Origin of the sequence: Methanoregula sp., from assembly GCF_041663825.1 — an archaeon.
Classification (GTDB): Archaea; Halobacteriota; Methanomicrobia; order Methanomicrobiales; family Methanospirillaceae; genus Methanoregula.
This window is the reverse complement of sequence record NZ_JBAYLY010000010.1, coordinates 13738-38005: the sequence shown is the minus strand read 5'-3', so window position 1 is coordinate 38005 and position 24268 is coordinate 13738. Positions and strand designations below refer to the sequence as shown.

Here is a 24268-nt window from a genome sequence, read left to right as displayed (position 1 = left end):
CCCTGCGGGCCCCGTCATAATTATTACACCGTGGCGCCAATGTGCATCATAAGAGGATTATGCAAAAGGTCTCTGTTCATCTGTCAAAGAAGGTCGCAGAAGGGTATGTTATCCCGCTGGGGCCGGCAAACCTGGTCGCAATTATCACCGATGTGGGCCTCGTCGGGTGCGGTGCCTTCGATGTCGCTGCGCTTGACTCGTTCAGCTATCCTGCGGCAAAGGTCCGGCCCGCAAAAGGACCGTCCATTGTCACCACCGATGACATTCTCACCGGTATCGTAAAAGAGACAAACCGGGGCGCGATGAGCCGCGGGATCACCAACGGCATGACCGGCAAACAGGCGCTGGAACTGCTCTGATCAGATTCGGCCCCGAAAAAATATCCAAAAACCCTTTTTTAATTCCCTTCGTTTCAGAGGATTATAAGAGATCGTATAGCGTCGTCCGCTGCCGGAGCGTCCGGCCCAGATCCGTCACCATCCGATCCATGACTTCAGGTGGAAGGTAGCTCGCATCTCCTGCGCCGGCATCCACCGAGACCTCGTCGGTAAACATCGTTCCCGCAAGGTCGTTTCCCCCGCACAGGAGCGCAAGCTGTGTCATCTTGAGCCCGAGCTTGCCCCACGAAACCTGGACGTTGGTGAAATTGTCAAGGAATAAACGGGAGACCGCGATCATCAGGAGGTCCTCCCTGCCCGTCGCCCCGGCCCGGCCGATCCCCTGTGTATAGAGCGGGGTGTTGGTGTGAATATACGACATCGGGATGAACTCGGAGAAGCCGTGGGTATCGTCCTGGATCTCCCGGACGATCTCCAGGTGATCCACCTGGTCGCGGGCTGACTCGTACGAGCCGTACATGATCGTCGCGGACGTGCGGATGCCCATCGCGTGCGCTTCCCTGATGATCCGCTCCCATTCGGCACCGGAGACTTTCCGGGGGCAGATGACCTTGCGCACAGACTCGATCAGGATCTCGGCTGCGGTTCCCTGGAGCGATCCGAGGCCGGCGGCTTTGAAAGCGGCAAGCACCTCCGCCGTGGTGCACTGGCTTCTCTTTGCCGCGTGGGCCACTTCGTCCGGGCTGAACGCGTGGATGTGGATATCGGGGGCGATCTCGTGCACCGCGGCGAGGAGAGCGGTGTAGGTGTCGAGGTTAAACGCGGGGTTGACTCCCGAGAGAAAACAGATCTCAGTGACATGGCGTTCCTGCGCCAGCCGCACACCGGCCCGGGTCGCGTCAAGGTCCTGGCAGTAGGCCCCGGGGTCGGTCGCTTTCTTCCCGAACCCGCAGAACCCGCAGAGGTTCTTGCAGATGTTTGTCACGTGCAGGTTCTGGTTTCTGACGTACGTGACGATATCGCCGACCTTTTCCTCCCGCACCTCGTCGGCTGCCGCAGTGACGCGGAAGATATCGCGGCCGGTGGTCTTCATAAGGTATTCGCCTTCGTCAGGGCTGAGCCGGTGGCCGGCCTGTACGTCGCGCAGGAGCGTGGAAAGTGCGGATGTCATTGTCGTTAGACCGTATCCTGTTATTTTTTCTGCCGGGAACCTTTGGACGGGTTCCGGGATTTCCCGGCCTTTTTACCGGACTCTGCTTCCTTTCTTTTCGCATACCAGTCCCAGGCAACCATCGCAACGATAACGACGATGATCACTTCCCAGATATGGAGCGGGAGAAGGCCGACATAGGGAACGGTAAAGAGGGCTTTACCCACAACCCATTCCTTTTCCACCGGTTCGATCTCGGTGATGTCGCCGACAGTGAGATACCCTTCGTCGCTCACCGGGTTATTGTCTCCCTTGGTGATGTAGCCGCCATGCGTCGTCACATTGATGTACCGGATATACCCGGACCCGTTTGTCACGTACTGCTCGGGAAGGAAGTACTTCTGGGTGGCCGTGGAAAATCCCATGCCCTTCGCATCGGTCGAGATATTTTCCGGGGGCGTGGCATTCTCCGGGTAGAGGATATGGTACCCGTACACGGTGGTATTACTAGATTCAAGCGGGATGTACCCTGAGGGCGTGACCGACCCGCGGTACGGGTTGAGGTACGACGGCTCCGGTTCCCCGGCATCGACCCAGGTCATGGCCCGGTGGATGATCGGGTGCTGCTTTGAAAGCGGGAGAAGGCCGACCTGTGCCCAGAAGTCCGTCTCGCCGTTCGGGCGGTAGATGATCACGTCCCCGTAATCGCCGAACTTCGTAAAGCCGGTCACTTTCGCCTCGTCCCAGGTCTGGACGGGCCCGAACCGGTCCTGCTGCACGACAACGACGAGATCACCGATATTCATGTGGGGCTCCATGCTCCCCGATTCCACGGTAACGACCGCCGGCCACGTCCCGCAGATAAGGTAGAGCGCGAGCGCGATACCGCCCACGACCGCCACTACCCAGAGAAGATCCCGGGCAAGGGAGACCGCCCAGTGCTCGCTTGTCCGAAACTCATGGATCATCGTGCGGATATCCCGCGACGGTTCTTTCTCTGCCATTGCTCATCGCTCTATTGGCGTTTTTTGTTAATATACCGCTCCCTGTTCCCCAGCTGTCAGGCCGACGAGATAACGACCCGCACGAGGTACCAGGCCCCGAAGAGGACGAGGAAGATCCCGCACGCGATCATGATCCGCCGGTACGTGGTGTCGGAGAGGAGGGTCTTTCCCTTGGAGATGCCGGTCGATACCACGGTGTACCACCCGAGGTCTGCACACCAGTGCCCGGCCATGAAGACGCAGGCAAGGAAGATACCTCCGGCAAGGCCGGCGATCACCATCGCGCTCCCGACCGTGAGCCACCAGATCCAGAAGTAGGGGTTTGCAACACTCGTGAAAAAACCGGCAAAGTACGGGTTTGCCGCAACGGCGGAGGGCCCGGTGCCGCTCCCCGCAAGCGAGGCCCCCCGGCTCCCTGCAATCGTGAGAACCCCAAAGATGATGAGCGCCACGCCCCCAATGACCGCGACCGCCGTTGTGTACCGCAGGGCAACGGTGGCAAGGCCAGCCACGATTAAGAGGACAACGACCAGTTCGGAGAGCATGTGGCCGAGTGTCACCTTCGGCCCCATCGTCCAGCCTCCGGCGATCGATGCGTTGATGGTGGCGACGAGCGTGGGGCCCGGTGCGAGGGCGCCGGTCAGGCCGAGGGCAAATGCCAGGATAAATATCTGGAGGGTATCGAGCATGGTATCGGGAGGGAGTTTGCACCCGTCAAGTGAACAGGGTTTGAGCGGACGATGATATCAAGGATTCCCCGACACCGGTGCCGGGGGAGCACATGCAAAGGTGATATGATTATTTTCCCGATGCTGCAATATACTATCACTATGATTGATGCGCAGGAGATCACGCTCCGGTTCCTCGATACCCGGCTCCAGGTGCACCCCGACGTCGTGCGGTACATCCAGGAGCAGGACAACCTGGAGCTGATCGATCGCATCATCGCAGGAGTGCCCGAGGATACCGTGGTGGTCTCGGCAAAGCACATCCCGGGCATGAACCTGACCCGGGACGGGATGCGTTTCCTGACCGACCCGACCGTCGAAATCGTCTCCGGGTGCCCGGGGACCTCGGGGAGCATCAACGGCACCGAGGACTATCTCCACTATTTCCGGGACCGGTTCAGCAAACTCGGGAATATGATCCGGAGCCGGTGCGGGGCGATACCCCTTGAGGCGCTGACCCGCTCGAACCGGTACCGGCAGGAAGAGTGCACCGTGATCGGGATGGTCTCCGAGGTCAAGACCACAACTAACGGCCACCGGATCGCGGAGATCGAGGATACGACCGCTAACCTCACGGTGCTTTTCCGGAAAGACCGGCCGGTCTTTGCCGATGCCGAGCGCCTGATCATGGACGAGGTAATAGGCGTCAAGGGCAAGCTCTCAAACGACGGGAAACTCTTCTTTGCCGAACAGATGTACCGGCCCGATATCAGGATCGACAACAAGCCCTACGTAAGCGAAACCCCGGGAAAAGCAGTCCTGATCTCCGATGTCCACGTGGGGAGTAACACGTTCCTTCCTGACGCCTGGAACCGGTTTGTCGACTGGATCGCGGAATCCGACGCTTCTTACCTTCTCATCGCCGGCGACCTCGTGGACGGGATCGGGGTCTTCCCGGGCCAGGAGCAGGAACTGACGATCAAGAACATCTACGAGCAGTACGACGCGTTCGGCGATCTGATCAGTGCGATCCCGCACCGGATCAAAATTATTGTCGCGCCGGGTAACCACGACGTTGTGCGGGGCGCCGAGCCCCAGCCGGTGATCCCGGAACAATTCACAAAGAAGTTCCCCGAGAACTGCATGCTGGTCGAGAACCCGGCGATGGTGAACCTGCAGGGGGTGCGGGTGCTGATGTACCATGGTCGGTCGATCGATGACATGATCGGACTCATCCCGGGTGCCTCCTACGAGCAGAGCGGGAGAATGATGGAGGAGATGCTCCAGCGCCGGCACCTCGCACCCGCGTATGGCAGGCGGACCCCGATTGCGGCAGGAAAGGCCGACCGCCTCATTATCGACCCGCTTCCCGAGATCCTGCACACGGGACACGTACATATATCGGGACTCACCCAATACCGGGGAGTGCTCGGGGTCAATGCCGGTACCTGGCAGTCCCAGACCGCGTTCCAGAAGCAGATGAACGTGAACCCGACCCCGGCCCGGGCCGTGATGGTCGATCTCCAGACGCTCGTGCCGGAGACGTTTACGTTTTTGTGAGAGAAATCCGGCAAACATGTTTTCGACCGAAAAAAGATACCAAAGGACCGAATGTTAACGAGCCAGATTTTTCCGATCGCGTTTTTTATGCTCGATCCGGTGTGCTATCGCATCGAATTCCGTATCGGGCAGGGCAGCCTCCTCCACAAGCCTCCGGGCAGAAAACTTATCGTATTCCCCGAGTGCAAGATGCTGTGCAACCTCCATCGATACCTTCCCTTTGTCACTTAAGATTTCCTGCTCGTTGAACCGGAGGAAGGCATCGAGTTTCTCCTTCCACTCGTTCATGTACACCGGCCGTTTCTGTTCGGCCTGCATCTCTGCGTAATCGAGATACATGGTAATGATGCGGTTGAGATTTTTCACTTCGGTCTCATTGAGATAATTTTTTGCAACCGTGACGTCGCATTTCCGCACCTTCGCCCCTTTCCACGAAGTGAGGCCCATGTTGGGACGTGCTGCATCCGCCCTTTCTGCAATGATCTCCGCAGCGGTATGGCCGGTGATCGCCCAGTGAAGTTTGTTCTGCACGGTTCTGAAAAATTCAAGGGTGATTTCAGCACGGGGATCGTAATCGACGGCAAGTTTGTAGATCTCCCGGATTTTCTGGTAGAACCGTTTCTCCGATGCCCTGATATCGCGGATGCGTTCAAGCAATTCGTCGAAATAATCGGCCCCGATGCTGCGACCGTCCTTTAAGCGTTCATCATCGATCACGAATCCCTTAATAAGGTATTCACGCAGCCGTTCCGTCGCCCACCTACGGAACTGGGTGCCCCGGGAGGACCGGACCCGGTAGCCAATGGCGAGGATCATATCAAGATTGTAATACTCGATGGAGCGCTGAACGGTTCGTGATCCCTCGGTTTGAACTGTAAGATATTGTCTTACAGTTGCCTCCGGGGAGAGTTCATTTTCGTCAAAAATATTCTGGATATGGTGACCGGTCGTTTGTTTTGTGATCTGGTACAACTCCGCAATCAGGTTTTGTGATAACCAGACCGTGTTCCCGTCAAGCCGGACTTCGATGCGGCTCCTCCCGTCTTCGGACTGGAAAAAGAGGATTTGCGACCGTGTGACGGGTTCCGTGACGGGACTGCTGCTCATTTGCGTATGCTCGTTTGTTCTCTTAGTTCACACCGGATGGCAGGCCTTATAAATGAGTGTCCTTGAGGTGTGAAAATGATCATGCTGAAAGTATAGATACCAGACAAATCCCGTGCCTGAGGCCGACTTATCCCTTTAACATGTCAGGAAACATCTGTAGTGATTTATATGCGATGTCAGATGCAAAGATCAAACCCCGTGATGAACCTGATCACCAGGAGAACCTGATTACGAGTATGGAATTTTCTGAAACCGGTGCATCAGATGACCGGATCACAGCACTTGAGAGAAAGGTATCGGCAATGGAAACCCCGGTCCGGGGACTGATCGATGAGATGCTCGACTTCAAGGCGATCACAAGGACGATGTCCAGGCAGAACGGGAAACCCGGCCTTGTGGAGTTTACGCAGGAGCCGGTAGTGCCGGACACAGCATCTCCGATGCCTGAAGAGCCGTCCGCAGCCCCGCTTGTTGCAGCCCAAAAAGAGTGCAGCACGGTAATCCTGCCACGAAGCGCCGCACGCCAGCCGGATGTCCCGGTCGCCCCGGCAGAGCCCAAGATGGTCCGTATCATGCAGTCCGACGGTACCATGAAACTGGAGATCCGGCGCGGGGGCAACTCCACCATTGACGCAGGCGCGGGATCTTGTCACGCCAAGAATTCGCGCTGCTAAAAACGGCATAGTTTAGAGCCCTGCACAAGCACGTAAGGGGCCTTGAGGGGATCGGGGGATACCTCATCCCATCTTTTTTTGACATGGTGTCAGCCCTCCCTTTTTTACCGACGACAAAATTTCGTGCCCTTCTCACAGTTACGTTCCGGTACTGGAGAGATGGGTAATAACACCCGGCAGAAACAAATAAGACGATCCATAACCAGTGAACAGAAGAGATGCTCCATGAAACCTGAAGATGATCCGTGGCTTATCAATGCCCATAAAAATGCAGAACATCTGGCAGGGGAGATCGAGAAACTGGCGTCATTAACCGACCCGATCCGGCAAAATCTCCCCATCATCACCAAATACCAGGATTTCTGGAACAAGGCAAAACAGATCACCGGGTTGTTCAAAGAATTAAAACCGCTTGCCCATGATGACCGGGATCTGCTCTGGAACCAGTTTAATACCCTGTGCCGGGAAGTAAAGGAGAACCAGAAATCGGAGTACGGGACACTGGAATCGGTTTCCCGGAGTCATTTCGACGAGATTATAAAACACGTGGAACTCGCACAGTTCCCTGCCGGTGCCCCGCCCCGGAATATCCATGCACTTGTAGAACGCGGCCAGGAACTTAAAACCGCCGGTGATCTGCTGGGGAAGTACAAGCACGAGATGCTCGCCAAGCACAAAAAAACCTGTTTTGATCGCATCCAGGCAACCCGCACCCTTCACGACGGCCTCTGGAATACACTTAACGCAGGAAAACCGCACCCGAAATCGGAAAATAGATCCCGGGTCCAAAAGAATCTCGAGGTCAATACGGAACGGTACCAGAAAGCGGCGACAGCCCTTGAGAATTTCCAGCTCACTGCAGCGCATATCCGAAAATTTCTTGCCAGCTCCGACGATCCGGAGAAACGTGCACGGGCCACCGCCCAACTGGCAGATGTGGAACGGCGGATAAACGAGATCAAAGCGGGTATCCAGAATTTCGAGAAATGGATCGAAGAAGACGAACGCACCTTAAAAGAGGAGTAAGGATTCGTTTTTCTCGCGGCAAATCACGTGAGACCCGGTGCACTCCCGGGATTCCGCTTTTTCAGGCGCGCCAGGTACACGTATATCGCGAGTTCGCCATCCGGGGTGAGGCAATAGAGTTTCTCCCGGTCATTCCCCGGATCGGACTCCTCACAAATAAGGTTCCAGCCCACCAGCGTCGATACTAACCGGGAGAACACGGCCGGTGACAGTTCGGGCCGGTCGGTGCCCGAACTAAAAGCGCTCGCCGGGATCTGCCAGGTTTTTGTCTCGTTAAAAAGGGTCTCTTTTGGGACGAGCGTCCTTGTCTGCTTCCCGGTCTCCTGGCCCCGGAAGAGGATGGTGAGGATCACAAGATAATACGGGTTTGCTGCAAGGTTCTTTACGGGAAATACCGGTACTGGAACCCGCCGGATCGGGGAATCCCCAAACGCGTAATAGGAATCGCCCTCCACCCAGAGCGACATTGAGAAGAGTCCAAGCGAGAGGCGTTTTGACCCGGCGGATATATCAAACGAATACCGTGCATCCGGGTGATCGCTGTAGATCCCGAGCACCGGGTCACGGATCGCATCAAACGTTGCCGCATCGATACGGACCAGGGAACAGGGTATATTTTTGGAGATGGAGAGGGCGTTCACCGCCTCAATCGCGTCGCGGATGGCGCACTTCCACATCCGTTTCTTGGTATCGTCCCGGGCCGAGTTGGTATAGACCTCTTTTTCGGCAAAAATGATGGTATGGGTGATCGTCGGCAGGTCCCTGAGTGCCGCAGGATAGGCCTCGTGGATCTTTTCTCCTGCACTGATGATGTGGATGTGTTCTTTTGGGTCCATGGTACACGTCACCGGGAGATCGATACCTGCTTTGCGGGAAATCCGGGGTTTTTTTTGTTTTCTGCCGGTATCATGACTGTCCGAACCGGTACGCCCCTTTCGGCACGTTCATCTCGAACCGGGCCCCTTTCCCCGGTTCGCTGGTTTCCGCGATGGTAATGCCGGTGATCGAGAGGATCTCGCGGGAGAGGAAGAGCCCGAGGCCGGTATGTTTCCCGCAGCCCTGCATAAACAGGTGATCTTTGTCCTCTCTGGTAATCCCGGCACCGTCATCCTCACAGATAAGGACGAGCCCCTTTTCAGTCTCATGGCAGGAGATGCGGATCTTCGTAAGGGTATTCCCGCCATGCCTGAGGGCATTATCAATCAGGTTATAGAAGACCTTCTCGAACAAGGGATCTGCATACAGTGCGAGGTCAGACCGGTCAACCTCCACCCTTACCGCCTGCATCGGCAGGGCCGCAACAGCCCGCCGGATACTTTCATTGATATTCTGCCAGACCGGTGCCGTTGTTCCCATATCCTCGTAGGCCTTTGAAAAGTCGATCTGGAGCCCGATTATTTCAGCGATCGCCATCTCTTTTTTGAGATACTCTGATGCGCCGGGATGGGTACTAAGTTCGTCTTTCGAAAGCTCGAGATATAACGCGAGGGCCGTGAGCTGGTTCTTGATATCGTGCCTGGTTATTGAAGAGAGAATCGTGAGTTTTTTGTTTGCCCGGGAGAGTGCATCCTCGCTTTTTCGGAGTTCGATCTGGGACCGGGCCATATTAAGCATCAGGAAGGATGCCGTGAGGACGATGTCCATGAGGATCGTAACGATAAAGAAGACAGAATTGATGAGATCCGGACCTTCCAGCGAGTGATTCCCGGGGGTTGTAACCCCGTTGATGACTATCGCGGTCCAGAGGAGCGCCAGGACCAGAAGTGCCGTACTGAAACTGTACCTGAGCGACCGGGTCTCCGGTTCCTTTGACCGTATCGCAATGACGGATGTCGCAACAAAGCAGGGGACAATGAGTAACCCTACGATGACGCCACGGGCGACCACCGAATCGGTCACGATCATAAACCAGAACAAGAGGAGCCCGGCCGGTACCAGGATGCCGTACACGATCTTAGGGAGCGCCCATGACCGGAAATATTTCCCGGTACTGTCAAGCCGCATCATGACCGAGAGCACGATCAAAAGATTTGCCCCGGTTGAGGAGATCCAGACGGGCACGGATCCATAGAGCAGGTACAGGAAATACCCGCAGGACGTGACCAGCAGGGAAAGCATCCATATCCGGAAGCCGTCATAGGTCTTCTGGGTTCTCCAGAAGGTAAAGAGCATCAGCGTGAGGACGACATTGACGAGGAAGAGGATCAGAAAGAGGGTTATTATATCGAGGGCCCACACGGTATCACACTCCGCCCGGTGTTACCCAACCGGACTTTAGCATTTTTTTTATGATCGATGACATGATGAACATTCGTAAAAAAGCCGGATCCCCGGGCCAACCGGATCGTGGAAACGTTCACCTCAGGCCCAGCATCTTCCGGATCCTGCCAAGGAACGAGACCTTCTGCTGCCGGCAGAACGGCACTTTCCCCCGTGCTACGCGGAACGCCTCGCATTCGTCGCAGAGCGTGTGGCGGCTGCAGGTTGTTTTCGGGCAGGGGCAGTCGGCCCGGATGACAGGTGACATGGATGTCTACTCATCCCTGCACCGTTTGACAGTTTAATGGTTGGGGCAGGGGCTTTTATTTGGTTCCTTGCATGTGTCGACCCTGTCCAAAAACGCTGTAAAAAAGTGAGGGGAGAGCGGGGGCTCCCTTAAGGAGGCAAAAGAGAAGGATTATAGGATCACGATATAACTGGTGATCTATGAGAAAAATCACTCTTTTTTCTCTCACGATCATTACCATCGCAGTTCTTCTGGCTGCGGGATGTACGAGTTCGTCCGGTAGTTCCGCAGCCGTGCCCACAACCACCGTGCCTGTCACATCTGCACCGGTGACCACACAGATCCTGATCACCCCTGCGACAGCAATAACGACAAGCCCAACACAGACGCCAACGACCACCGCAACGCTGGAATCCGATCCGATTCTCCGCCGATGGGTTCGGGAATACCCCACGTTTACCTCAGAAATGCCATGGGCGGCCTACGATTTCGTATTCTTATCGGACGGGAGCGTGACCTATACCTTTGGCGTACCGATAAATTCCGGATCGAGCTTCAGGATTGTTTCTCAGCTCAAGATGTCCGGTACCTGGCAAAAGATTGGGGACAACAAATACCGGGTTTCCATCCCGGCCTCTTCTGGCGGCTCCCAGATCTTCCGGGAATATACGCGGGTGCCCGCGTCCATCGACAAGGAGACCGGGGAGACCATAAACGAGCATATCGTGAGCCAGTATGAGATCGATTCCCTGCCAAAGGCGCGTGAAAAGCTGACGAATGAGATGTATTATCCCGAGCGGGCGGACAGTTAATTCTTTTTTACCGGGAGTACCGCCAACCGGTCCTGACGGGAGGGTCTCGGGTCCCGGTTCGTTGTCCTTTTTCCCGGGGCCGCACACCCAGATCAGAGGAGCGCGATGTCTATTTGAGGACAGGATCAAAACGGTACTCCATATACGGGAAAGGTAAAGAGGCGAATCACGGAATTTAATAAAACCGATCTCCTGATGCTCTGCATCGTGGCATTTTTTTCCATGGCCGGGGGGGCGCTCCTTGCACCGGTACTGCCGGAGATGGTAGGTCCCCTGCACACAACAGCGCAGAATGTCGCGCTCTTGATGTCCGTGTTTACGATCTCAACAGCGTTTTTCACCCTGGTGATCGGGCATTTCACCGACCGCGTGAACCGGAAACGGATCCTGATTCCCTGCCTTTTAATCTACGGCCTCACCGGGCTCGTGAGTTTTTTTGTCGCTGATTTCGCGTCTCTTCTTGTCTTACGGTTCATGCAGGGGATCGGCGTTGCGGGGATGACAACGCTTGCCATGCTCGTGATCGGGGACGTCTACACCGGCCTTGACCGGGTGGCGGCGATGAGCAAGATCAGCATCACGTTTGCCCTTGGGTCGGTATTTGCCCCGGTGATCGGGGGAGGGCTCGCCCTGTTCGGATGGAACTATGCCTTCCTCTTCTTTGCACTCTCCCTGCCGTTTGCGGTGCTTGTGATCCTGTTTCTCCCAGAGACCCGGGACCAGGCCACGGTTGTGCACCACGAGGGGATGGGCGGGGCGCTCAAATGCCTCAAAGACCTGCCGATCCTCGCAACGGTCTTCATGGGCTTTTCGATCTTTTTCCTGTTGTTTGCGATGATGATCTACGTGCCCTTCATGCTCAAGGGAACGTTCGGGTACGCGTCGGGGGCATCGGGCCTGATGCTCGCGGTCCCGGGGATCACGTGCATCCTCTTTGCACCGCAGGTTAAGCCGCTGACCGGGAAACATTCCCTGCCGGTGGTGATTGCTGCGGGATTTATCGCCGTCGGACTCTCGCTTCTGTTTTTAGCCTGTGCGCAATCGGTTGCGGCGGTCGTCCTGCTGCTGCTGGTCTTTGGCGTGGGGCTGATCCTTGCCCAGACCGCGATTGACGTGCAGCTCATCCAGCTCTCGCCCCCGACGACCCGGGGCGGGGTGATCGCGATCCACAGCTGCATGAAATACGTGGGCCAGAGCGCTGCCCCCATTGTTCTCGGGATAGTCCTGGTCTTCTTCGGCCTCGACGCGGTCTTTGTGGTGGCCGGCATCCTCGGGATACTCGTTGCCCTGATGGCGTACCTGATGAAAACGCGGTTTGCCGGCCCGGCCGGGCAGCAGGCCTGAGGTCTGCGGGAACCTGAAGAGGGTACGTGGTACGGCCATCTGCCGGAGCCGGCCGCGCGAGAAAAACCTGCGATCTTCGGGACCCGACTACGATAAAAAATTCAAAACAGTATAGTTTTCCGGGTATCCGGTAGCTGTCCCTTTCAGGTTCTCTTCCGCGACCGCTCAACCGGCTCTATCTCCTGCACAAATTTTCGCGACAGGTAGCCGGCGAAAATATCAGGGGATATGAAGATCGCCGTCAGTTTACCGTTCTCTTCCATGACCGAAAGGGACTCCCGGCGGTCGGCCAGCAATAACAATTTCATCGAGAGCCCGATGTGTTCTCCCACCTCGGGATGAATGAGGGAGGACTCCATATCGTTCCCTCCAACATAGCATTTTACCGGCGCAAACTCCGCAAGTTCTTTTCTCCCGACAATAAGGTACACGACGACCCGTTTTGCCGCACGTGAAATATCGCTGCCATACCGGGTGAGGAATGCTTCATCATTGCAGAGCAGGATAACCTCTGATTTCGCCCTCCTGAGCATCATCCGGATCTGGTTATCCCGGGTCCATTCGGTATACAGTTTATATCCCTGCATGAGCGGGGCCGGTGTCTCGGTTTCGAGGGTTTTCACACGCTCATACAATCCATCAAGAGACGCCACGGATTCGCGTTTCAGCCGCTCAAACGTCGCGGTGACATCGACCGGCGAGTACCGGACCGGCGCCTTCCCCGAAGAGACAATAAACCCTCTCTCCAGGAGCGAGTTAAGCGTTTCATAGATCCTGCCCCGGGGGATCTTTGTCTGTTCGTGGATTTCCCGGGCACTTGCCACCCGCAGAGCTGAGAGAATCACGTATACCTTCGCCTCGTATTCACTCATCCCGATGCCTTTGAGCTGCGAAAGTAACGAATCATCAATCATAACATCAGCTACTCTTTTCAGGAGCACTTTCTTAATATTCTGTCCTTAACGATTTAATAGGACATGACTTCGGCACAGTTCAAACCATCAAAATGGACATTTCTTTTCCTCATGCTTGCTGCCATGATGATCCTCATGGGAGGAGCAGCAGTCGCGCCGGCTCTGCCGTTAATCAGCGCAGCATTTCCCGACGCATCAGATGCAAGCATCTCCTTAATTGTTACGCTCCCCGCGCTTGCCATTGCCATCACGGGCTTATTCCTCGGGATCCTTTCGGATAAGATCGGCAAAATCAGGGTCCTTGCCATCTCCGTTGCGGTCTTTACCATTGCAGGAAGTTCGGGATATTATCTCAACTCAATTCCCGCAATACTCGTGGGCAGGTTCTTCCTCGGGGTCGGTATTGCCGGTATCATCTGCACGACATCTGCCCTGATTGTCTGTTATTATGACGGGCTGACCCGGGCGAGGATTCTCGGTTACCAGGCAGCGGCCATGGGTGTCGGGGTACTGATCCTTGAAGTGAGCGGTGGATTACTCGCCGGTATTTCCTGGCGTGCAGCGTTCCTCATCTACCTCCTGGGGATTGTCATTCTCGCCGGCGTTCTCTTAACGATGAGAGAGCCCGCCCGCAAATGCGAGGAAATCAGGGCAGCACCCGGTGAGAGAAAGGCGGAGTCCGATGAAAAATTCCCGGCCACTCCCCTTCTCCTGGCATATATCACCCTCTTTATGGGGAACCTGCTGTTCTTTTTGATGCCGACGAAGTTCCCCTTCCTGATTGCCCATATGGATGCCGCACGGATCATGGGAGAAAACACCGCGCTTACCGCAGGGATATTCCTCGGGATCGGGGGCTGTGCCTCGGCAATCCTCGGGATCTTTTACGGGAGAATTGCCTGGAGATTCCACCGGTACACGATCCTCACCGTGACTCTTCTCTCCTTTGGCCTGGGCCTGTGCATTCTCGGGTTTGCCACGTCGCTTGTCCTCGTAGGGGTCGCCGTGGTCCTGGTCGGTATTGGCGAAGGGCTCCTGATGCCGACGATCTTAACCTGGATTGCTGCAATCACGCCACGACAATTTCTCGGGCGGGCGATGGGCGGGTTCTCGGTGTCCTTGAACATCGGCCAGTTTGCTTCCGCACTTGCGGTATTGCCCGTCATTGCACTCGTGGCAACATACAGTAATATGTTCCTTGCATTTGGATGCATCGCGCTCCTGCTCGCGGTGCCGTATCTTGTTGCGCTCATCAGGGAGAAGCACAACCCGTCCGTGGCAGCTCACGATACCCTGGCACAGGTTGCCCAGAAATAAGTGGGAGATGGATCGGGTATTTTGGTGGAACCGGGGGTTGCCCGGAAATAAAAAACTCCTCCCCTTGGAGTTATTTCCCGGTTTTCACCCCGGATGAGTTATTTATTAATAGGGTCTTCTGTCCCATTTTTAGATTATGAAAGAGAGTGAACTCCACTCATTAAAAATCGAAAATGTCGTCGTTTCCGGATCGATTGCAGATGCTATCGACCTGGAACTCACTTCCGACAAAATACCGGGCTGTGTACTCAACAAAAAGAGGTTCCCGGGTGCGGTCTATCACATGCAAAACCCGAAATCCGCTGCCCTCATTTTTGCATCGGGCAGGATCGTGATTACCGGCCTCATTACTCCTGAAGATATCCCGGTAGCGTTACAAAATCTTTTACAGGACTTCAGACGTGCAGAAATACCCTGTGAGGATAACCCGCAGGTCGCCATCAAAAATATTGTCTGCTCCTATAATCTCGGGAGCCCGTGCAACCTGAACAGGATTATGATCACATTAATGGACAGCGAGAATATCGAATATGAACCGGAAGTCTTTCCGGGACTTGTCTGCCGGATTTCTGACCCAAAACTCGTATTCCTGCTCTTCTCCTCGGGAAAGACCATTATTACAGGGGGGACGAATATGGACGATGTTAAACGGGGAGTCGGGGTTTTTAAGAGAAAACTCTGTATTGCTGACAATAACGATTAAAAAATATTTCAGATGATTTCAAAAAATCCTTTTTCTTACGATCTGCGATTAATTTTTACGTCGTAGGTATTGCCGCAAATCCTGCATTTTTGCCAGTTAATTGAAATCCTCTTTGAAATTCTGCTTTTTTTGCAGTTGATGCGGGAGGGATTGGCGCACTCGTCCGCCTGTCCGCTCGTTTCATACCGTGCGGGGGGTTTATGGGCTTTTTACGCGACGTTTCCGGAGGCTTTCCCGCTTTCAGGCTCTCTACCACGTAAAATTTTTTGATTTTTCAGATTTTGTGGTCGACAATACTGAGTTTTTCCTTAAGAATCACAAGTCCTTTTTCAATATCTGCCATATTCGTTCCGCCGGTTATAATGAGTTTTCCCGTGGTGAAAAGAAGAAATACTACCTTGGGGTCAGAAATCCGGCAGACAAGTCCCGGAAAGACTTCCGGCTCATATTCGATATTCTCGCTGTCCATTAATCCGACCATGATCCTGTTCAGGTTGCAGGGGTACCCGAGATCATGGGAACAGACCATATTGGTGACTTTGACCCGGGGGTTATCCAGAACGGTAATTCCTGCTTCTTTGAGGGTATTTATCAGATTTTGGAGAACTGATTTTGATTCTTCCGGCCGGTGGAGTCCGGTAATGACGATCTTGCCGGATGCAAAAATGAGGGCAGCAGATTTCGGGTTCTGCATATGGTAGACCGCACCGGGGAACCTCTTTGTATTGAGCACGCAGCCCGGTATTTTGTCGGAAAGTAATTCCAGGTCGACGGACTCTGCAATCGACCCGGAGGCGACGATATTTTCGATCTTTAGTATGTTCCCCCCATTCTCTTTCATACAACAAAATTGGGTGAAAGTACCTATTTATCAATAACTTTACGCTGGTTGTGATGGGGGGCTGCCCGTTTTTGTTCCATTCTTTAAAAAAAGTGGGGGGTAAGGGGATCACCCCCCTCCCCTTCTGTCGCTCAAGCAGGGGATCACCCCCCCACCCTTGTTCCGGAGCAGCAGGGGGGTACCCCCTCCCCCCTTTGGCCCGGTCCGGCCCGCGACCACGCACCAAAAAACGACCGCAGGCAAAAATCCTCCGTCGGAGCCTCCACGCGAACGACCCTGCATTTCCCGTGCAAAAATGGCGGGCGTCCCAAATCCGGTGGAGGGGGGTGATCCCCTACCCCCCTCCCCCTTTGTCCGCGTAAGTGGGGGCCACCCCCCCACCCATGTGCCGGGGCGGGTGGGGGGTACCCACCCCTCTTTTCTATCGGGGGCAGGAATTCAAAAAACAATTGTGATCTTTGGGATCATAACACCTGATCAAAAACATATTTCAATTAAGATACTAAAGTGCATTTTATTACGATGCCCTCAGATCCTCATTTTTCGATACTTTGTGATATCCCAAAAAACGATCCTACAAAAGATGATCAATTATATTATGGACCCTTCGCTCGACATTTGGCGAATGGTATCCAGAATATGTTTAATCCACATGGATTTGTTATTTCAATTAATGGGGAATGGGGTTCAGGAAAGTCCACAATTTTAAATTATGTAAAATATTATCTCAACCAACAGCCTGAAGATTTAAAACCTATAATCATTGAATTCAATCCTTGGTGGTTTTCAGGAAGAGATGATTTAATTCGACAGTTATTCATGCATTTTGGGAAGGGGATTAGCCAAAATCTAAAAAACGCTGAAAAAATTACAGAATTATTTGGAGAATATCTTCTTGCATTCTCCTCAATTATTATACCTAAAGCGATTCATGAGTCCATAAATAAGGGATATACAGATAGCGTAGAGCACATAAAAAAGCAATTTGATCCAGGCCAAAAAAGCGTTGAAGAATTAAAAGAGGAGATTACAAAGGAATTATCGCAGGACAAGAAAATTTTGGTAATAATCGATGATATTGATCGCTTAAATCCCGAAGAAATGCGACAGTTATTTCAAGTAATTAAAACTGTCGCAGATTTTCCCAATGTTGTTTTTCTTTTAGCATTCGATAAAAAAATTGTTACACAAATTCTTCAAGAAAGCGAGAATATATCTGGAGAGGAATATCTTGAAAAAATTATTCAAGCATCATTCGATGTTCCATATCCAGAAAGATCTCAAATTAAAAAGTTATTATCTAGAAGATTAGAAGAATTGTTTTTATCATACAATGATGATTTCTTCAAAGACCCGTATTGGATTAAAATTTTTGATGAGGGGATCTCAGAACTAATCGACACTCCAAGAGACATTATTAGATTTGTTAATTCAATTTCTGTTACATACCCCTCAGTCCATAGTGAAGTGAACCCCATAGATTTCATTGCCATAGAATCATTAAGGATATTTCAACCAGATACATATGCAATAATTCGGGAAAACCCTTTAGCATTTGCGGGATTTGGAAAGATAACTGATAGAGAGCCTAGATATAATTCTAATTTTTATGAAATTTTTTTGAGCCATTCCAAAACAAAAAAACATGCTGTTGATCAGATATCCTCCCTACTCTTTCCAGCGTACTGCGAGAATTTGAATAGACATGTTAGTACTGATTGGAGACTATTGAGACGAGATTTGCGTATTTGCATAACAGAGATATTTCCAACATATTTCTGGATGACAATTCCCGATTATCGAATTCCCCATAATGAGATTGCGCAACTCCTAGATTTGACGGGGGATAAGACAAAATTTAAATCAAAACTGCTAGAAATGGCATCAAAAGATAAAATGGGGGGTCGAAAAGTAAATTATATTTTGTCCCGCTTGAACGATTATGCCGAAAATGATATTCCTTTAAAAAATGTCAAAATAATATTACCCGAACTGTTTGACCTGCAAGATGCGTTGCTGATTCTTCACGATAAATATTCTCAAGATGCAAATTCAATAACCGTTTTTGATGAATGTCAATTTTTGCGAAAACAGTTGCTTTCAAGATTAAATGAACAAGAACGGTACGAAATAATGAAAACTGTCATAAATTCTACATCTACATTCTATTCAATAGTCCATGATATTCGAAGAGCTGCAACCGAAAACGACAATAATAAAGAAAAAAATACGCTCACAAATGAGCATATTGAAGATCTTAAACAATTACTGATCTTGAAATTACATAAATTTGCAGACTCAAATGAATTATTGAAAAGTCCCAATTTAAAGATCATACTTTTTTCTTGGTATAACTGGGATACGGATAAAGAAGTATGTGGTAAATGGGTTCGAAAATTATCCAATAATGATAATGAGTTAATAAAAATTCTCGTAGAATTCGCGATTGTAGAATACCATGTAACTGCTAATGATCACAATATTAACGTCTCCTTCAATATAACTGACCTTGAAAAATTTGTTGATTGTTCCCTTATTAATTGCAGAATTAAAGAAATATACGAGAATAAAATGGCTTTTTCAAACTTATCCAAATACCAACAGGAGGTTATCGATAAATTTTTGGTGGCATACCTTGAAAAACAAAAGAAAACTAAACAAACGCAATAAATGTCAAACTTTTTAACAAACGTGAAAGATTATTCCTTTTTTGTTCTAGTTGTGCAGTCCCTTCCGCAGCCGCCGGCGCCGGTTCTTTCTTCTTCAGATCAGCGACCATCTCCGTGTAGATTCCGCCCATTCATCATCTTACCTCGGGATACGGATACTACATCACGAGGCACTTGATTGGGAAAACCGGTTTATCCGGGCAAATTTACTCTATCCCCATCAAATTCCTGATCAGCGCCACAATCGCGAGCCGGTGCTGTTCCCCCACCGTACCGATCCGGTGCTGGAACCGCTCCCGGTCGAGCGAGACAATCTGGAAAACAAGGGCGACACTCTCCACATCGAGACCGTTATGCGTATCCGGGGAGATCGGGAGGGTGTGGGAGAACCGGGCACTGCCGGTGTTGCTCGTGAGCGGGACGACAAGGACAAGACCGTTTGCTCCCCCGACCACGATTGCCGGTCGTTCGCCCCGCTGCTCGTGCCCTTTTGCATCGGAAAGATCCACGAGCCAGATATCCCCGTTCTTCATTCGCCCCGGTACTCCCGTGACGTGAGCGATGCCCGCTGCCAGATCCCGGTCTCCTCTTTTAAGGCTTCGAGATCCTTTTCTGTCGGGGTAAAGAGGAACTGCTTTGCCTTCGATACCCCTAGTGCTACCTGCGCCTCGGAATAGAACGGCTTGAGCCGTTTTACCTGCCGGACCGCTTCGAGCGGGTCGCTTCCCTGCCGCAGGGTATAATAGCCGTACGTCGCCCCGACTTCAAGAGAGACAGGCTTGAGGCCGAAGATCCGGCCGAGTTCGCCTGCCGTCTCCTTCTCCTGTGGGGTCAGCCGTGAGCCGGAGACCAGGGCCGCAAACTCGGCGGGGAATGCGTACAGGTCCTGGGTCAGGTCCGGAGAGTACGGGCCGCGGACATACAGGCTGCACGAATACCCGAGGTCTATACCTTTGAGTTCCAGCAGGCAGACCAGTTTCTGTGCGATCAGCCGGTCGTCGAACCGGGAAATGTCGAACTGAAAACCCAGTTCCTTAAAGAAGGCTATTACTTTCTGGTATTTTTCCATCGTTATACTCCGCAGCGGAGGAACCGGCACAGCCAGGTCCGTGTTCTCTTCCATTCATCCTGTCCTTCGGGCGTGATCGTATAGAGTTCGAGTTCTTTTCCCTCGGACGTGATCTTCCCTGAAGTAAGATAGCCCATGTCTTTTAAGACGTTGAGATTCGCAAACAGCACGCCGTCATTGATGTCGAGCGCCGCTTTGAGCTCGCGGTAGGTTGCCCCGTCCTGCCCGAGAGCGGCAAGGCTCGCAAGCAGTTTAAAGCGGACAAGCGAGAAGACTTTCGCGTTGAGCCCTTCGGATTCATTCAGGATCGAGAGGATATCATTCTGCATAGAGGGGTCCTCCCTTGTTTGTTTCATGATGATCAGCGGCCCGGGTTATTTACTTTGTTATTTACTTAAAAGTTAAAGTAAATGAAAGCAGGGATTGGGGCAGCAAGGGTGCATCGCGGTGGGGCCGGGAGCACCACCGGGTACATCAGCGTTCCCGGAGAATATCAGACACTACCCGCAGGTTATGGTTCAGGAATTCCCGGTCTTCCTCTGACAGGTCCTTCTCCGGATGGGTGAAATCCGGCTGGATCCCGAGCAGCGTGACATCTGTCCCGATCTCCCCTTCAACATAGTCCATGACAACCGAAAGCGGGAGGACGTGCGTCGAGACCAGGCTGGCCCGGATCTCTCCCGGCCCGATAACCGCGATCGTTCCGGGCCGTTCCCCCATGTCGGCGGCGTCGAGAAAAAGCACATGCTCCGGCCGGTACCTGCGGAGGGGGCCGGTGATACTCTCCGGGACCGTACCGGCAAAAAAAACCTTCACGCCCGGGAGATGCAGGTGCTCGATCTCCCGTGCCACAAACATTCCCAGCCGGTCGTGGGGGATGAGTTCATCCCCGATACCGACAACGGCCAGCCTGCAGGCACCCTTTACCCTGCGCTGAAGGGTATCGGTCAAAGGCTCTCTATTCTGCATTATGTTACCACAACTTCCCGGTCGGTACCCGTACCCCCGTGCACCTGCTCAAGATGAATCGCGCCTGTTGGACAATGCCGCTCGCAGAGACCGCAGCGGATGCACTGGTACAGTTTTACCTGCGGCCGTTTCTTCCGTGCAAGGTTCTTTCCCTTGAACTCAACCTCCCTCGGGCCGTCGATCATGGTGATAACCTGTGCCGGGCAGACAAGAGAGCACTTCGAGCACCCGATGCATTTCTCATCGGTGATCGCCACTCTCCCGCGAAACGTTACCGGTATCGGCACCTGCTCCAGGGGATAGAGGATCGTCACCGGCCGGGAGAGGAGGTTTTTGATCATCTCCGAAAGGACACTCATAGGGTCACCCAGAGATAGTTGATGACAAGCACCATCCCCACCTGGACTAACGCTGCACTGGCGATGTATTTCCAGCCGATATCGTTGAGCTGGTCGATACGGATACGCCCGGTTGCTACCTTGATCGACGAGAGTATCAGGAGCACGGCGAGGGTCTTTACGAGGAACACGCAGAAACCGGCAACTTCGTTCAGCCACGATGGGGAAAGGGTCCACGGGATCATCGGGCCGCCAAGGAACAGGGCGGCAATCAGGGCACTGCCGACCACCAGCGATAGTTCGGTCGTCAGATGAATGAAGGCGAGCCTGCGCCCGGTCAACTCTGTCAGGGGCCCGGCAACGATCTCCGTTTCCGCTTCGGGAATATCGAACGGGGTCCTCTCCAGTTTTGCCTGGAGACAGATCAGGGCAACAACAAAGCCGATCGGCTGGAAGAACACGAGCCAGGTGTTGTGCTGCTGCCAGGCCACGATCCCTGATATCGACCAGGTGCCGGCCATGATGGCGGGCGCAAGGAGGGCAAGGAAGAACGGCACCTCGTAAATAAACATCTGCGTCGCTGCCCGGATCCCACCAATGGTGGAAAAGATATTGCGGGAGAGCCAGCCGAGAAGGAAGAGCGCGAAGGTCGGGATAAGCATGAGGTAGAGGACGACGACAAGATCCCCCGGGAATGCAAGCGGGCTGTATCCCGTTACCGGGACGTAGAGGAACGCGGTCATGACCGCCGCGAGAGCGACAAGGGGTATCGCGTCGAACAGCGCCCGGTCCACCCCGTCAGGGTCGATCACCTCTTTAGCCAGCATCTTTACCAGGTCTGCAAACGGCTGGTAGAACGGCGGCCCGACCCGGTTCTGCATCCGGGCCACGATCTTCCGGTCTAAAAACGACAGGAACAGGGAGTAAACAAACAGGAAGATGAATCCTGGGAACAGGACGATATAGAGAAGGATAAACACGGGATCGGTCATAGTTTCTCTTCACCCTCACTACCGGGAAGACTCCTCCCGTTCGGTGCAGCCCGGACCACCGCAACACCCGGCCGGTTCTGCCGGTTAGTGACCGTCAGCCGTGATGTGCACGAGAGGCAGGGGTCGATCGCGGCAACAATTACCGGTATATCCGCGATGTTCTGGTTGACAAGGCACATTGCCACCGAGGTCCAGTTCGCGAGAGTCGGCGTGCGGATATCAACCCGCTCCACCTTATCCGTCCCGTTCGTCCGGATGTAGTGGGCCAGCTCCCCCCGTGGTGCTTCATACCGCGAGAGGATCTCGCCTTTTGGCGCATTCTTTGGCGCATCAACCCGGATCGGTCCTGCCGGGATATTTTCCAGGCAGTACCTGACAATCTGCACGCTCTCCCGCAGTTCCCCGATACGGACACGTGTTCTGCCATACACGTCCCCCTCGGTATCCGTCACGACATTCCAGGGCACCTCTGCGTAGGCGAGATACGGGTCGTCCCTGCGTACATCATAATCTACACCGCTTGCACGTGCCGTCGGCCCGACCGCCCCATATTTCAGTGCCTCCTCTTTGCTCATCCTGCCGACACCCCGGAACCGGAGCAACAGGGTCTCTTCGTCGTTTACCATGTCCACGTATTTTTTTATCCGTTCCTCAAGGGAGGGCAGGCGGGACAGGGCAGCATTTACCTGTGCCGGGTTCAGGTCACACCGGACACCGCCGATCTCGTTCATGTTATAATGCACCCGGTTCCCGCTCATTTCCTCAAGCGTGTCCTGCACCGCCTCGCGGTCGCGCCACGTCCACATGAACAGGGTATTGAACCCGATCTCGTGCGCTGCAACACCCAGCCAGAGGAGATGGCTGTGCATCCGCTCCAGTTCGGCAATGATGGTGCGGATATATTGCGCTCGCGGGGGGACTTCCAGCTGCATGATCTCCTCGATCCCTTTGGCAAAGACCGTCGCATGGGAATGCGAGCATATACCGCAGACCCGCTCCAGCAGCGGGAGGACCCGGATGAAGTTCCGCTGTTCGGCCGCCTTCTCGATCCCCCGGTGGGTATAGGACAGTTCAAGTTCGAGGCGAACGATCTTTTCCCCGTCGGCAATAATCCGGAAATTCACGGGTTCCTTGAGTGCCGGGTGCTGGGGTCCGATAGGTATAACGACTTCGGGCATCTAACTCCCCTCCGATCTTTCCACTTTTATCCCGCCATAGAACGTATCCGGCCCGGGTTTCCAGTCCTTGCGCAACGGATATTCATGTTCGGGCCAGTCCTCGTTTAAGATAATTTTTTTCAGGTTGGGATTCCCTTCGAACGTGATACCGAACAGGTCGTGGATCTGCCGTTCGTAGATGCCTGCCGGCGGGAGAATGTCCGAGACTGTCGGCGCATTCGGCTGCGAACGGGGGAGATCGATGGCAAGGGTGATGATAATGCGGTGAGGCCCGATCAAATGGTACAAGATCTCAAACGTTTCGCCATTGTCGAGGGTACTGATCGTGATGAGGCGGTTGCATCCGAGTGTTGCCTGCAGGGTTCCTATGGCATCGTGGACCTTGCCGGGCACCGTTTTTACAAGAACACGGTTCGCATGGACCTGCTCTGTGGGTCCGAATTCTTTCATTCGTTCCTTTATGATGTCGATTGTTACCGGACCAGTCATAGTATCACCGGGGAGCCTTTCGCATCCATACCCGGCAGGGGCTTTTTCTGCCGCCATTCCTTTCCGCCATGGGCTGCATCTTCTTTGAGCAGGTTCAGGCAGGTGACAACCGCGTTGATGATCTCATCCGGGCGCGGGGGGCACCCGGCCACATAGGCATCCACGGGGATGACACAGTCAACACCGCCCATGACATGATACAGGCCCTTGAATACTCCACCCGACGCACCGCAGGCACCCACGGCGATCACGTATTTCGGTTCCGGCATCTGCTCCCACACCCGGCGCAGGCGGGAGGCCTGTTTCAGCGTGACGTTGCCGGTGACAATCATGATGTCCGCATGCCGGGGGGAGCCTTCGACGAGAATACCGAAACGCTCGATATCAAACCGGGGCATCAGGCACGCGATAATCTCGATATCGCAGGCATTGCAGGCACCGCTGTTGTAAATCGTTATCCACGGGGATTTGATCCGCGCCCAGTTCACCAGGCGCCGGCTCAAACCGGCTGACGGGACAGTCATAATCAGGTATCACCTCCAGGCACGGATAGTAAGCCACATATCAATACATCCTCACCGGCAGAGCCGGTCACATCTC

The 24268-nt window shown here is 53.6% G+C and carries 27 protein-coding genes; 9 read left to right on the top strand and 18 right to left on the bottom strand.

The window, feature by feature from the left end:
• The first annotated feature begins 59 nt into the window (after positions 1-59).
• The gene (locus tag WCX19_RS06455; protein WP_373006328.1) at positions 60-359 is read left to right on the top strand and encodes a YunC family protein; all 300 of its coding nucleotides are present in this window, start codon (positions 60-62) and stop codon (positions 357-359) included.
• Positions 360-420: 61 nt separating this feature from the next.
• Here WCX19_RS06455 and cofH read toward each other — a convergent pair whose 3' ends face one another.
• The 3 genes from cofH to WCX19_RS06440 are packed head-to-tail and all read right to left on the bottom strand — an operon-like array spanning position 421 to position 3181.
• Positions 421-1509 carry a 5-amino-6-(D-ribitylamino)uracil--L-tyrosine 4-hydroxyphenyl transferase CofH gene (gene cofH / locus WCX19_RS06450; RefSeq protein WP_373006326.1) on the bottom strand — a complete coding sequence of 363 codons (1089 nt, stop codon included), beginning with the start codon at positions 1507-1509 and terminating at the stop codon, positions 421-423.
• Between the two features lie 20 nt (positions 1510-1529).
• The gene (locus tag WCX19_RS06445; RefSeq protein WP_373006324.1) at positions 1530-2492 is read right to left on the bottom strand and encodes a S26 family signal peptidase; all 963 of its coding nucleotides are present in this window, start codon (positions 2490-2492) and stop codon (positions 1530-1532) included.
• A gap of 56 nt (positions 2493-2548) precedes the next feature.
• A complete protein-coding gene (locus WCX19_RS06440; protein WP_373006322.1) occupies positions 2549-3181 on the bottom strand; it encodes a LysE family translocator in 633 nt (210 codons plus the stop codon).
• A 141-nt stretch (positions 3182-3322) separates the two neighbouring features.
• Here WCX19_RS06440 and WCX19_RS06435 point away from each other — a divergent pair, with 141 nt between their 5' ends.
• Positions 3323-4720 carry a DNA-directed DNA polymerase II small subunit gene (locus WCX19_RS06435; protein ID WP_373006320.1) on the top strand — a complete coding sequence of 466 codons (1398 nt, stop codon included), beginning with the start codon at positions 3323-3325 and terminating at the stop codon, positions 4718-4720.
• A 54-nt stretch (positions 4721-4774) separates the two neighbouring features.
• Here the strand turns inward: WCX19_RS06435 and WCX19_RS06430 are convergent, their stop codons facing one another.
• Positions 4775-5827, bottom strand: coding sequence for a virulence RhuM family protein (locus WCX19_RS06430; protein WP_373006318.1), 1053 nt, complete (start codon positions 5825-5827; stop codon positions 4775-4777).
• Positions 5828-6000: 173 nt separating this feature from the next.
• Between WCX19_RS06430 and WCX19_RS06425 the strand changes: the two genes are divergently transcribed.
• Together WCX19_RS06425 and WCX19_RS06420 are read left to right on the top strand one after the other, a co-directional pair.
• Positions 6001-6501, top strand: coding sequence for a hypothetical protein (locus WCX19_RS06425; RefSeq protein WP_373006316.1), 501 nt, complete (start codon positions 6001-6003; stop codon positions 6499-6501).
• Between the two features lie 225 nt (positions 6502-6726).
• Entirely contained in the window at positions 6727-7527 is an 801-nt protein-coding gene (locus tag WCX19_RS06420; RefSeq protein ID WP_373006314.1) for a hypothetical protein, read from the top strand.
• A 23-nt stretch (positions 7528-7550) separates the two neighbouring features.
• Here the strand turns inward: WCX19_RS06420 and WCX19_RS06415 are convergent, their stop codons facing one another.
• The 3 genes from WCX19_RS06415 to WCX19_RS06405 form a co-directional block, all read right to left on the bottom strand.
• Positions 7551-8363, bottom strand: coding sequence for a hypothetical protein (locus tag WCX19_RS06415; RefSeq protein WP_373006313.1), 813 nt, complete (start codon positions 8361-8363; stop codon positions 7551-7553).
• A gap of 70 nt (positions 8364-8433) precedes the next feature.
• Entirely contained in the window at positions 8434-9765 is a 1332-nt protein-coding gene (locus WCX19_RS06410; RefSeq protein WP_373006311.1) for a sensor histidine kinase, read from the bottom strand.
• Positions 9766-9883: 118 nt separating this feature from the next.
• On the bottom strand, positions 9884-10054 hold the full coding sequence (locus WCX19_RS06405; protein WP_373006309.1) for a hypothetical protein: 171 nt from the start codon (positions 10052-10054) through the stop codon (positions 9884-9886).
• Positions 10055-10233: 179 nt separating this feature from the next.
• On the opposite strand from WCX19_RS06405, the gene WCX19_RS06400 reads away from it, so the two are divergent.
• Both WCX19_RS06400 and WCX19_RS06395 read left to right on the top strand, forming a co-directional pair.
• Positions 10234-10845, top strand: coding sequence for a hypothetical protein (locus WCX19_RS06400; RefSeq protein WP_373006307.1), 612 nt, complete (start codon positions 10234-10236; stop codon positions 10843-10845).
• A 195-nt stretch (positions 10846-11040) separates the two neighbouring features.
• A complete protein-coding gene (locus WCX19_RS06395) occupies positions 11041-12189 on the top strand; it encodes an MFS transporter (RefSeq protein ID WP_373006305.1) in 1149 nt (382 codons plus the stop codon).
• Positions 12190-12332: 143 nt separating this feature from the next.
• On the opposite strand, the gene WCX19_RS06390 is transcribed toward WCX19_RS06395, so the two are convergent.
• Positions 12333-13103, bottom strand: coding sequence for a TrmB family transcriptional regulator (locus tag WCX19_RS06390; protein ID WP_373006303.1), 771 nt, complete (start codon positions 13101-13103; stop codon positions 12333-12335).
• Between the two features lie 63 nt (positions 13104-13166).
• Between WCX19_RS06390 and WCX19_RS06385 the strand changes: the two genes are divergently transcribed.
• Together WCX19_RS06385 and WCX19_RS06380 are read left to right on the top strand one after the other, a co-directional pair.
• Positions 13167-14420 carry an MFS transporter gene (locus WCX19_RS06385; protein ID WP_373006301.1) on the top strand — a complete coding sequence of 418 codons (1254 nt, stop codon included), beginning with the start codon at positions 13167-13169 and terminating at the stop codon, positions 14418-14420.
• Positions 14421-14556: 136 nt separating this feature from the next.
• The gene (locus tag WCX19_RS06380) at positions 14557-15123 is read left to right on the top strand and encodes a TATA-box-binding protein (protein ID WP_373006299.1); all 567 of its coding nucleotides are present in this window, start codon (positions 14557-14559) and stop codon (positions 15121-15123) included.
• A 274-nt stretch (positions 15124-15397) separates the two neighbouring features.
• Here the strand turns inward: WCX19_RS06380 and WCX19_RS06375 are convergent, their stop codons facing one another.
• Positions 15398-15964, bottom strand: coding sequence for a TATA-box-binding protein (locus WCX19_RS06375; RefSeq protein ID WP_373006297.1), 567 nt, complete (start codon positions 15962-15964; stop codon positions 15398-15400).
• Positions 15965-16486: 522 nt separating this feature from the next.
• Between WCX19_RS06375 and WCX19_RS06370 the strand changes: the two genes are divergently transcribed.
• Positions 16487-18634: a P-loop NTPase fold protein gene (locus tag WCX19_RS06370; protein WP_373006295.1), complete on the top strand. Its 2148-nt coding sequence runs from the start codon at positions 16487-16489 to the stop codon at positions 18632-18634.
• A gap of 205 nt (positions 18635-18839) precedes the next feature.
• On the opposite strand, the gene WCX19_RS06365 is transcribed toward WCX19_RS06370, so the two are convergent.
• The 9 genes from WCX19_RS06365 to WCX19_RS06325 all read right to left on the bottom strand — a co-directional run bounded on the left by WCX19_RS06365 (position 18840) and on the right by WCX19_RS06325 (position 24192).
• Positions 18840-19166, bottom strand: coding sequence for a type II toxin-antitoxin system PemK/MazF family toxin (locus WCX19_RS06365; protein WP_373006293.1), 327 nt, complete (start codon positions 19164-19166; stop codon positions 18840-18842).
• Positions 19163-19756 carry a hypothetical protein gene (locus tag WCX19_RS06360; protein WP_373006291.1) on the bottom strand — a complete coding sequence of 198 codons (594 nt, stop codon included), beginning with the start codon at positions 19754-19756 and terminating at the stop codon, positions 19163-19165. The genes WCX19_RS06365 and WCX19_RS06360 overlap by 4 nt, the downstream gene beginning before the upstream one ends.
• Entirely contained in the window at positions 19705-20031 is a 327-nt protein-coding gene (locus WCX19_RS06355) for a transcriptional regulator (protein ID WP_373006289.1), read from the bottom strand. The genes WCX19_RS06360 and WCX19_RS06355 overlap by 52 nt, the downstream gene beginning before the upstream one ends.
• A 145-nt stretch (positions 20032-20176) precedes the next feature.
• Positions 20177-20653: a hydrogenase 3 maturation endopeptidase HyCI gene (locus WCX19_RS06350; RefSeq protein WP_373006287.1), complete on the bottom strand. Its 477-nt coding sequence runs from the start codon at positions 20651-20653 to the stop codon at positions 20177-20179.
• A 17-nt stretch (positions 20654-20670) separates the two neighbouring features.
• Complete coding sequence (locus tag WCX19_RS06345; protein ID WP_373006285.1) at positions 20671-21030, bottom strand: 4Fe-4S dicluster domain-containing protein; 360 nt, start codon at positions 21028-21030, stop codon at positions 20671-20673.
• The gene (locus WCX19_RS06340; protein ID WP_373006283.1) at positions 21027-22001 is read right to left on the bottom strand and encodes an NADH-quinone oxidoreductase subunit H; all 975 of its coding nucleotides are present in this window, start codon (positions 21999-22001) and stop codon (positions 21027-21029) included. The genes WCX19_RS06345 and WCX19_RS06340 overlap by 4 nt, the downstream gene beginning before the upstream one ends.
• A complete protein-coding gene (locus tag WCX19_RS06335) occupies positions 21998-23179 on the bottom strand; it encodes a nickel-dependent hydrogenase large subunit (protein ID WP_373006281.1) in 1182 nt (393 codons plus the stop codon). The genes WCX19_RS06340 and WCX19_RS06335 overlap by 4 nt, the downstream gene beginning before the upstream one ends.
• Entirely contained in the window at positions 23180-23668 is a 489-nt protein-coding gene (locus WCX19_RS06330) for an NADH-quinone oxidoreductase subunit C (protein WP_373006279.1), read from the bottom strand.
• Complete coding sequence (locus WCX19_RS06325; protein ID WP_373006277.1) at positions 23665-24192, bottom strand: NADH-quinone oxidoreductase subunit B family protein; 528 nt, start codon at positions 24190-24192, stop codon at positions 23665-23667. The genes WCX19_RS06330 and WCX19_RS06325 overlap by 4 nt, the downstream gene beginning before the upstream one ends.
• Between the last annotated feature and the right edge of the window lie 76 nt (positions 24193-24268).

Excerpts from the sequence above, each read along its gene's own strand:
- WCX19_RS06455 (WP_373006328.1), top strand. The coding sequence starts at position 60 with ATGCAAAAGGTCTCTGTTCATCTGTCAAAGAAGGTCGCAGAAGGGTAT.
- cofH (WP_373006326.1), bottom strand. The coding sequence starts at position 1,509 with ATGACATCCGCACTTTCCACGCTCCTGCGCGACGTACAGGCCGGCCAC.
- WCX19_RS06445 (WP_373006324.1), bottom strand. The coding sequence starts at position 2,492 with ATGGCAGAGAAAGAACCGTCGCGGGATATCCGCACGATGATCCATGAG.
- WCX19_RS06440 (WP_373006322.1), bottom strand. The coding sequence starts at position 3,181 with ATGCTCGATACCCTCCAGATATTTATCCTGGCATTTGCCCTCGGCCTG.
- WCX19_RS06435 (WP_373006320.1), top strand. The coding sequence starts at position 3,323 with ATGATTGATGCGCAGGAGATCACGCTCCGGTTCCTCGATACCCGGCTC.
- WCX19_RS06430 (WP_373006318.1), bottom strand. The coding sequence starts at position 5,827 with ATGAGCAGCAGTCCCGTCACGGAACCCGTCACACGGTCGCAAATCCTC.
- WCX19_RS06425 (WP_373006316.1), top strand. The coding sequence starts at position 6,001 with ATGTCAGATGCAAAGATCAAACCCCGTGATGAACCTGATCACCAGGAG.
- WCX19_RS06420 (WP_373006314.1), top strand. The coding sequence starts at position 6,727 with ATGAAACCTGAAGATGATCCGTGGCTTATCAATGCCCATAAAAATGCA.
- WCX19_RS06415 (WP_373006313.1), bottom strand. The coding sequence starts at position 8,363 with ATGGACCCAAAAGAACACATCCACATCATCAGTGCAGGAGAAAAGATC.
- WCX19_RS06405 (WP_373006309.1), bottom strand. The coding sequence starts at position 10,054 with ATGTCACCTGTCATCCGGGCCGACTGCCCCTGCCCGAAAACAACCTGC.
- WCX19_RS06400 (WP_373006307.1), top strand. The coding sequence starts at position 10,234 with ATGAGAAAAATCACTCTTTTTTCTCTCACGATCATTACCATCGCAGTT.
- WCX19_RS06395 (WP_373006305.1), top strand. The coding sequence starts at position 11,041 with ATGCTCTGCATCGTGGCATTTTTTTCCATGGCCGGGGGGGCGCTCCTT.
- WCX19_RS06390 (WP_373006303.1), bottom strand. The coding sequence starts at position 13,103 with ATGATTGATGATTCGTTACTTTCGCAGCTCAAAGGCATCGGGATGAGT.
- WCX19_RS06385 (WP_373006301.1), top strand. The coding sequence starts at position 13,167 with ATGACTTCGGCACAGTTCAAACCATCAAAATGGACATTTCTTTTCCTC.
- WCX19_RS06380 (WP_373006299.1), top strand. The coding sequence starts at position 14,557 with ATGAAAGAGAGTGAACTCCACTCATTAAAAATCGAAAATGTCGTCGTT.
- WCX19_RS06375 (WP_373006297.1), bottom strand. The coding sequence starts at position 15,964 with ATGAAAGAGAATGGGGGGAACATACTAAAGATCGAAAATATCGTCGCC.
- WCX19_RS06370 (WP_373006295.1), top strand. The coding sequence starts at position 16,487 with ATGCCCTCAGATCCTCATTTTTCGATACTTTGTGATATCCCAAAAAAC.
- WCX19_RS06365 (WP_373006293.1), bottom strand. The coding sequence starts at position 19,166 with ATGAAGAACGGGGATATCTGGCTCGTGGATCTTTCCGATGCAAAAGGG.
- WCX19_RS06360 (WP_373006291.1), bottom strand. The coding sequence starts at position 19,756 with ATGGAAGAGAACACGGACCTGGCTGTGCCGGTTCCTCCGCTGCGGAGT.
- WCX19_RS06355 (WP_373006289.1), bottom strand. The coding sequence starts at position 20,031 with ATGCAGAATGATATCCTCTCGATCCTGAATGAATCCGAAGGGCTCAAC.
- WCX19_RS06345 (WP_373006285.1), bottom strand. The coding sequence starts at position 21,030 with ATGAGTGTCCTTTCGGAGATGATCAAAAACCTCCTCTCCCGGCCGGTG.
- WCX19_RS06340 (WP_373006283.1), bottom strand. The coding sequence starts at position 22,001 with ATGACCGATCCCGTGTTTATCCTTCTCTATATCGTCCTGTTCCCAGGA.
- WCX19_RS06335 (WP_373006281.1), bottom strand. The coding sequence starts at position 23,179 with ATGCCCGAAGTCGTTATACCTATCGGACCCCAGCACCCGGCACTCAAG.
- WCX19_RS06330 (WP_373006279.1), bottom strand. The coding sequence starts at position 23,668 with ATGACTGGTCCGGTAACAATCGACATCATAAAGGAACGAATGAAAGAA.
- WCX19_RS06325 (WP_373006277.1), bottom strand. The coding sequence starts at position 24,192 with ATGACTGTCCCGTCAGCCGGTTTGAGCCGGCGCCTGGTGAACTGGGCG.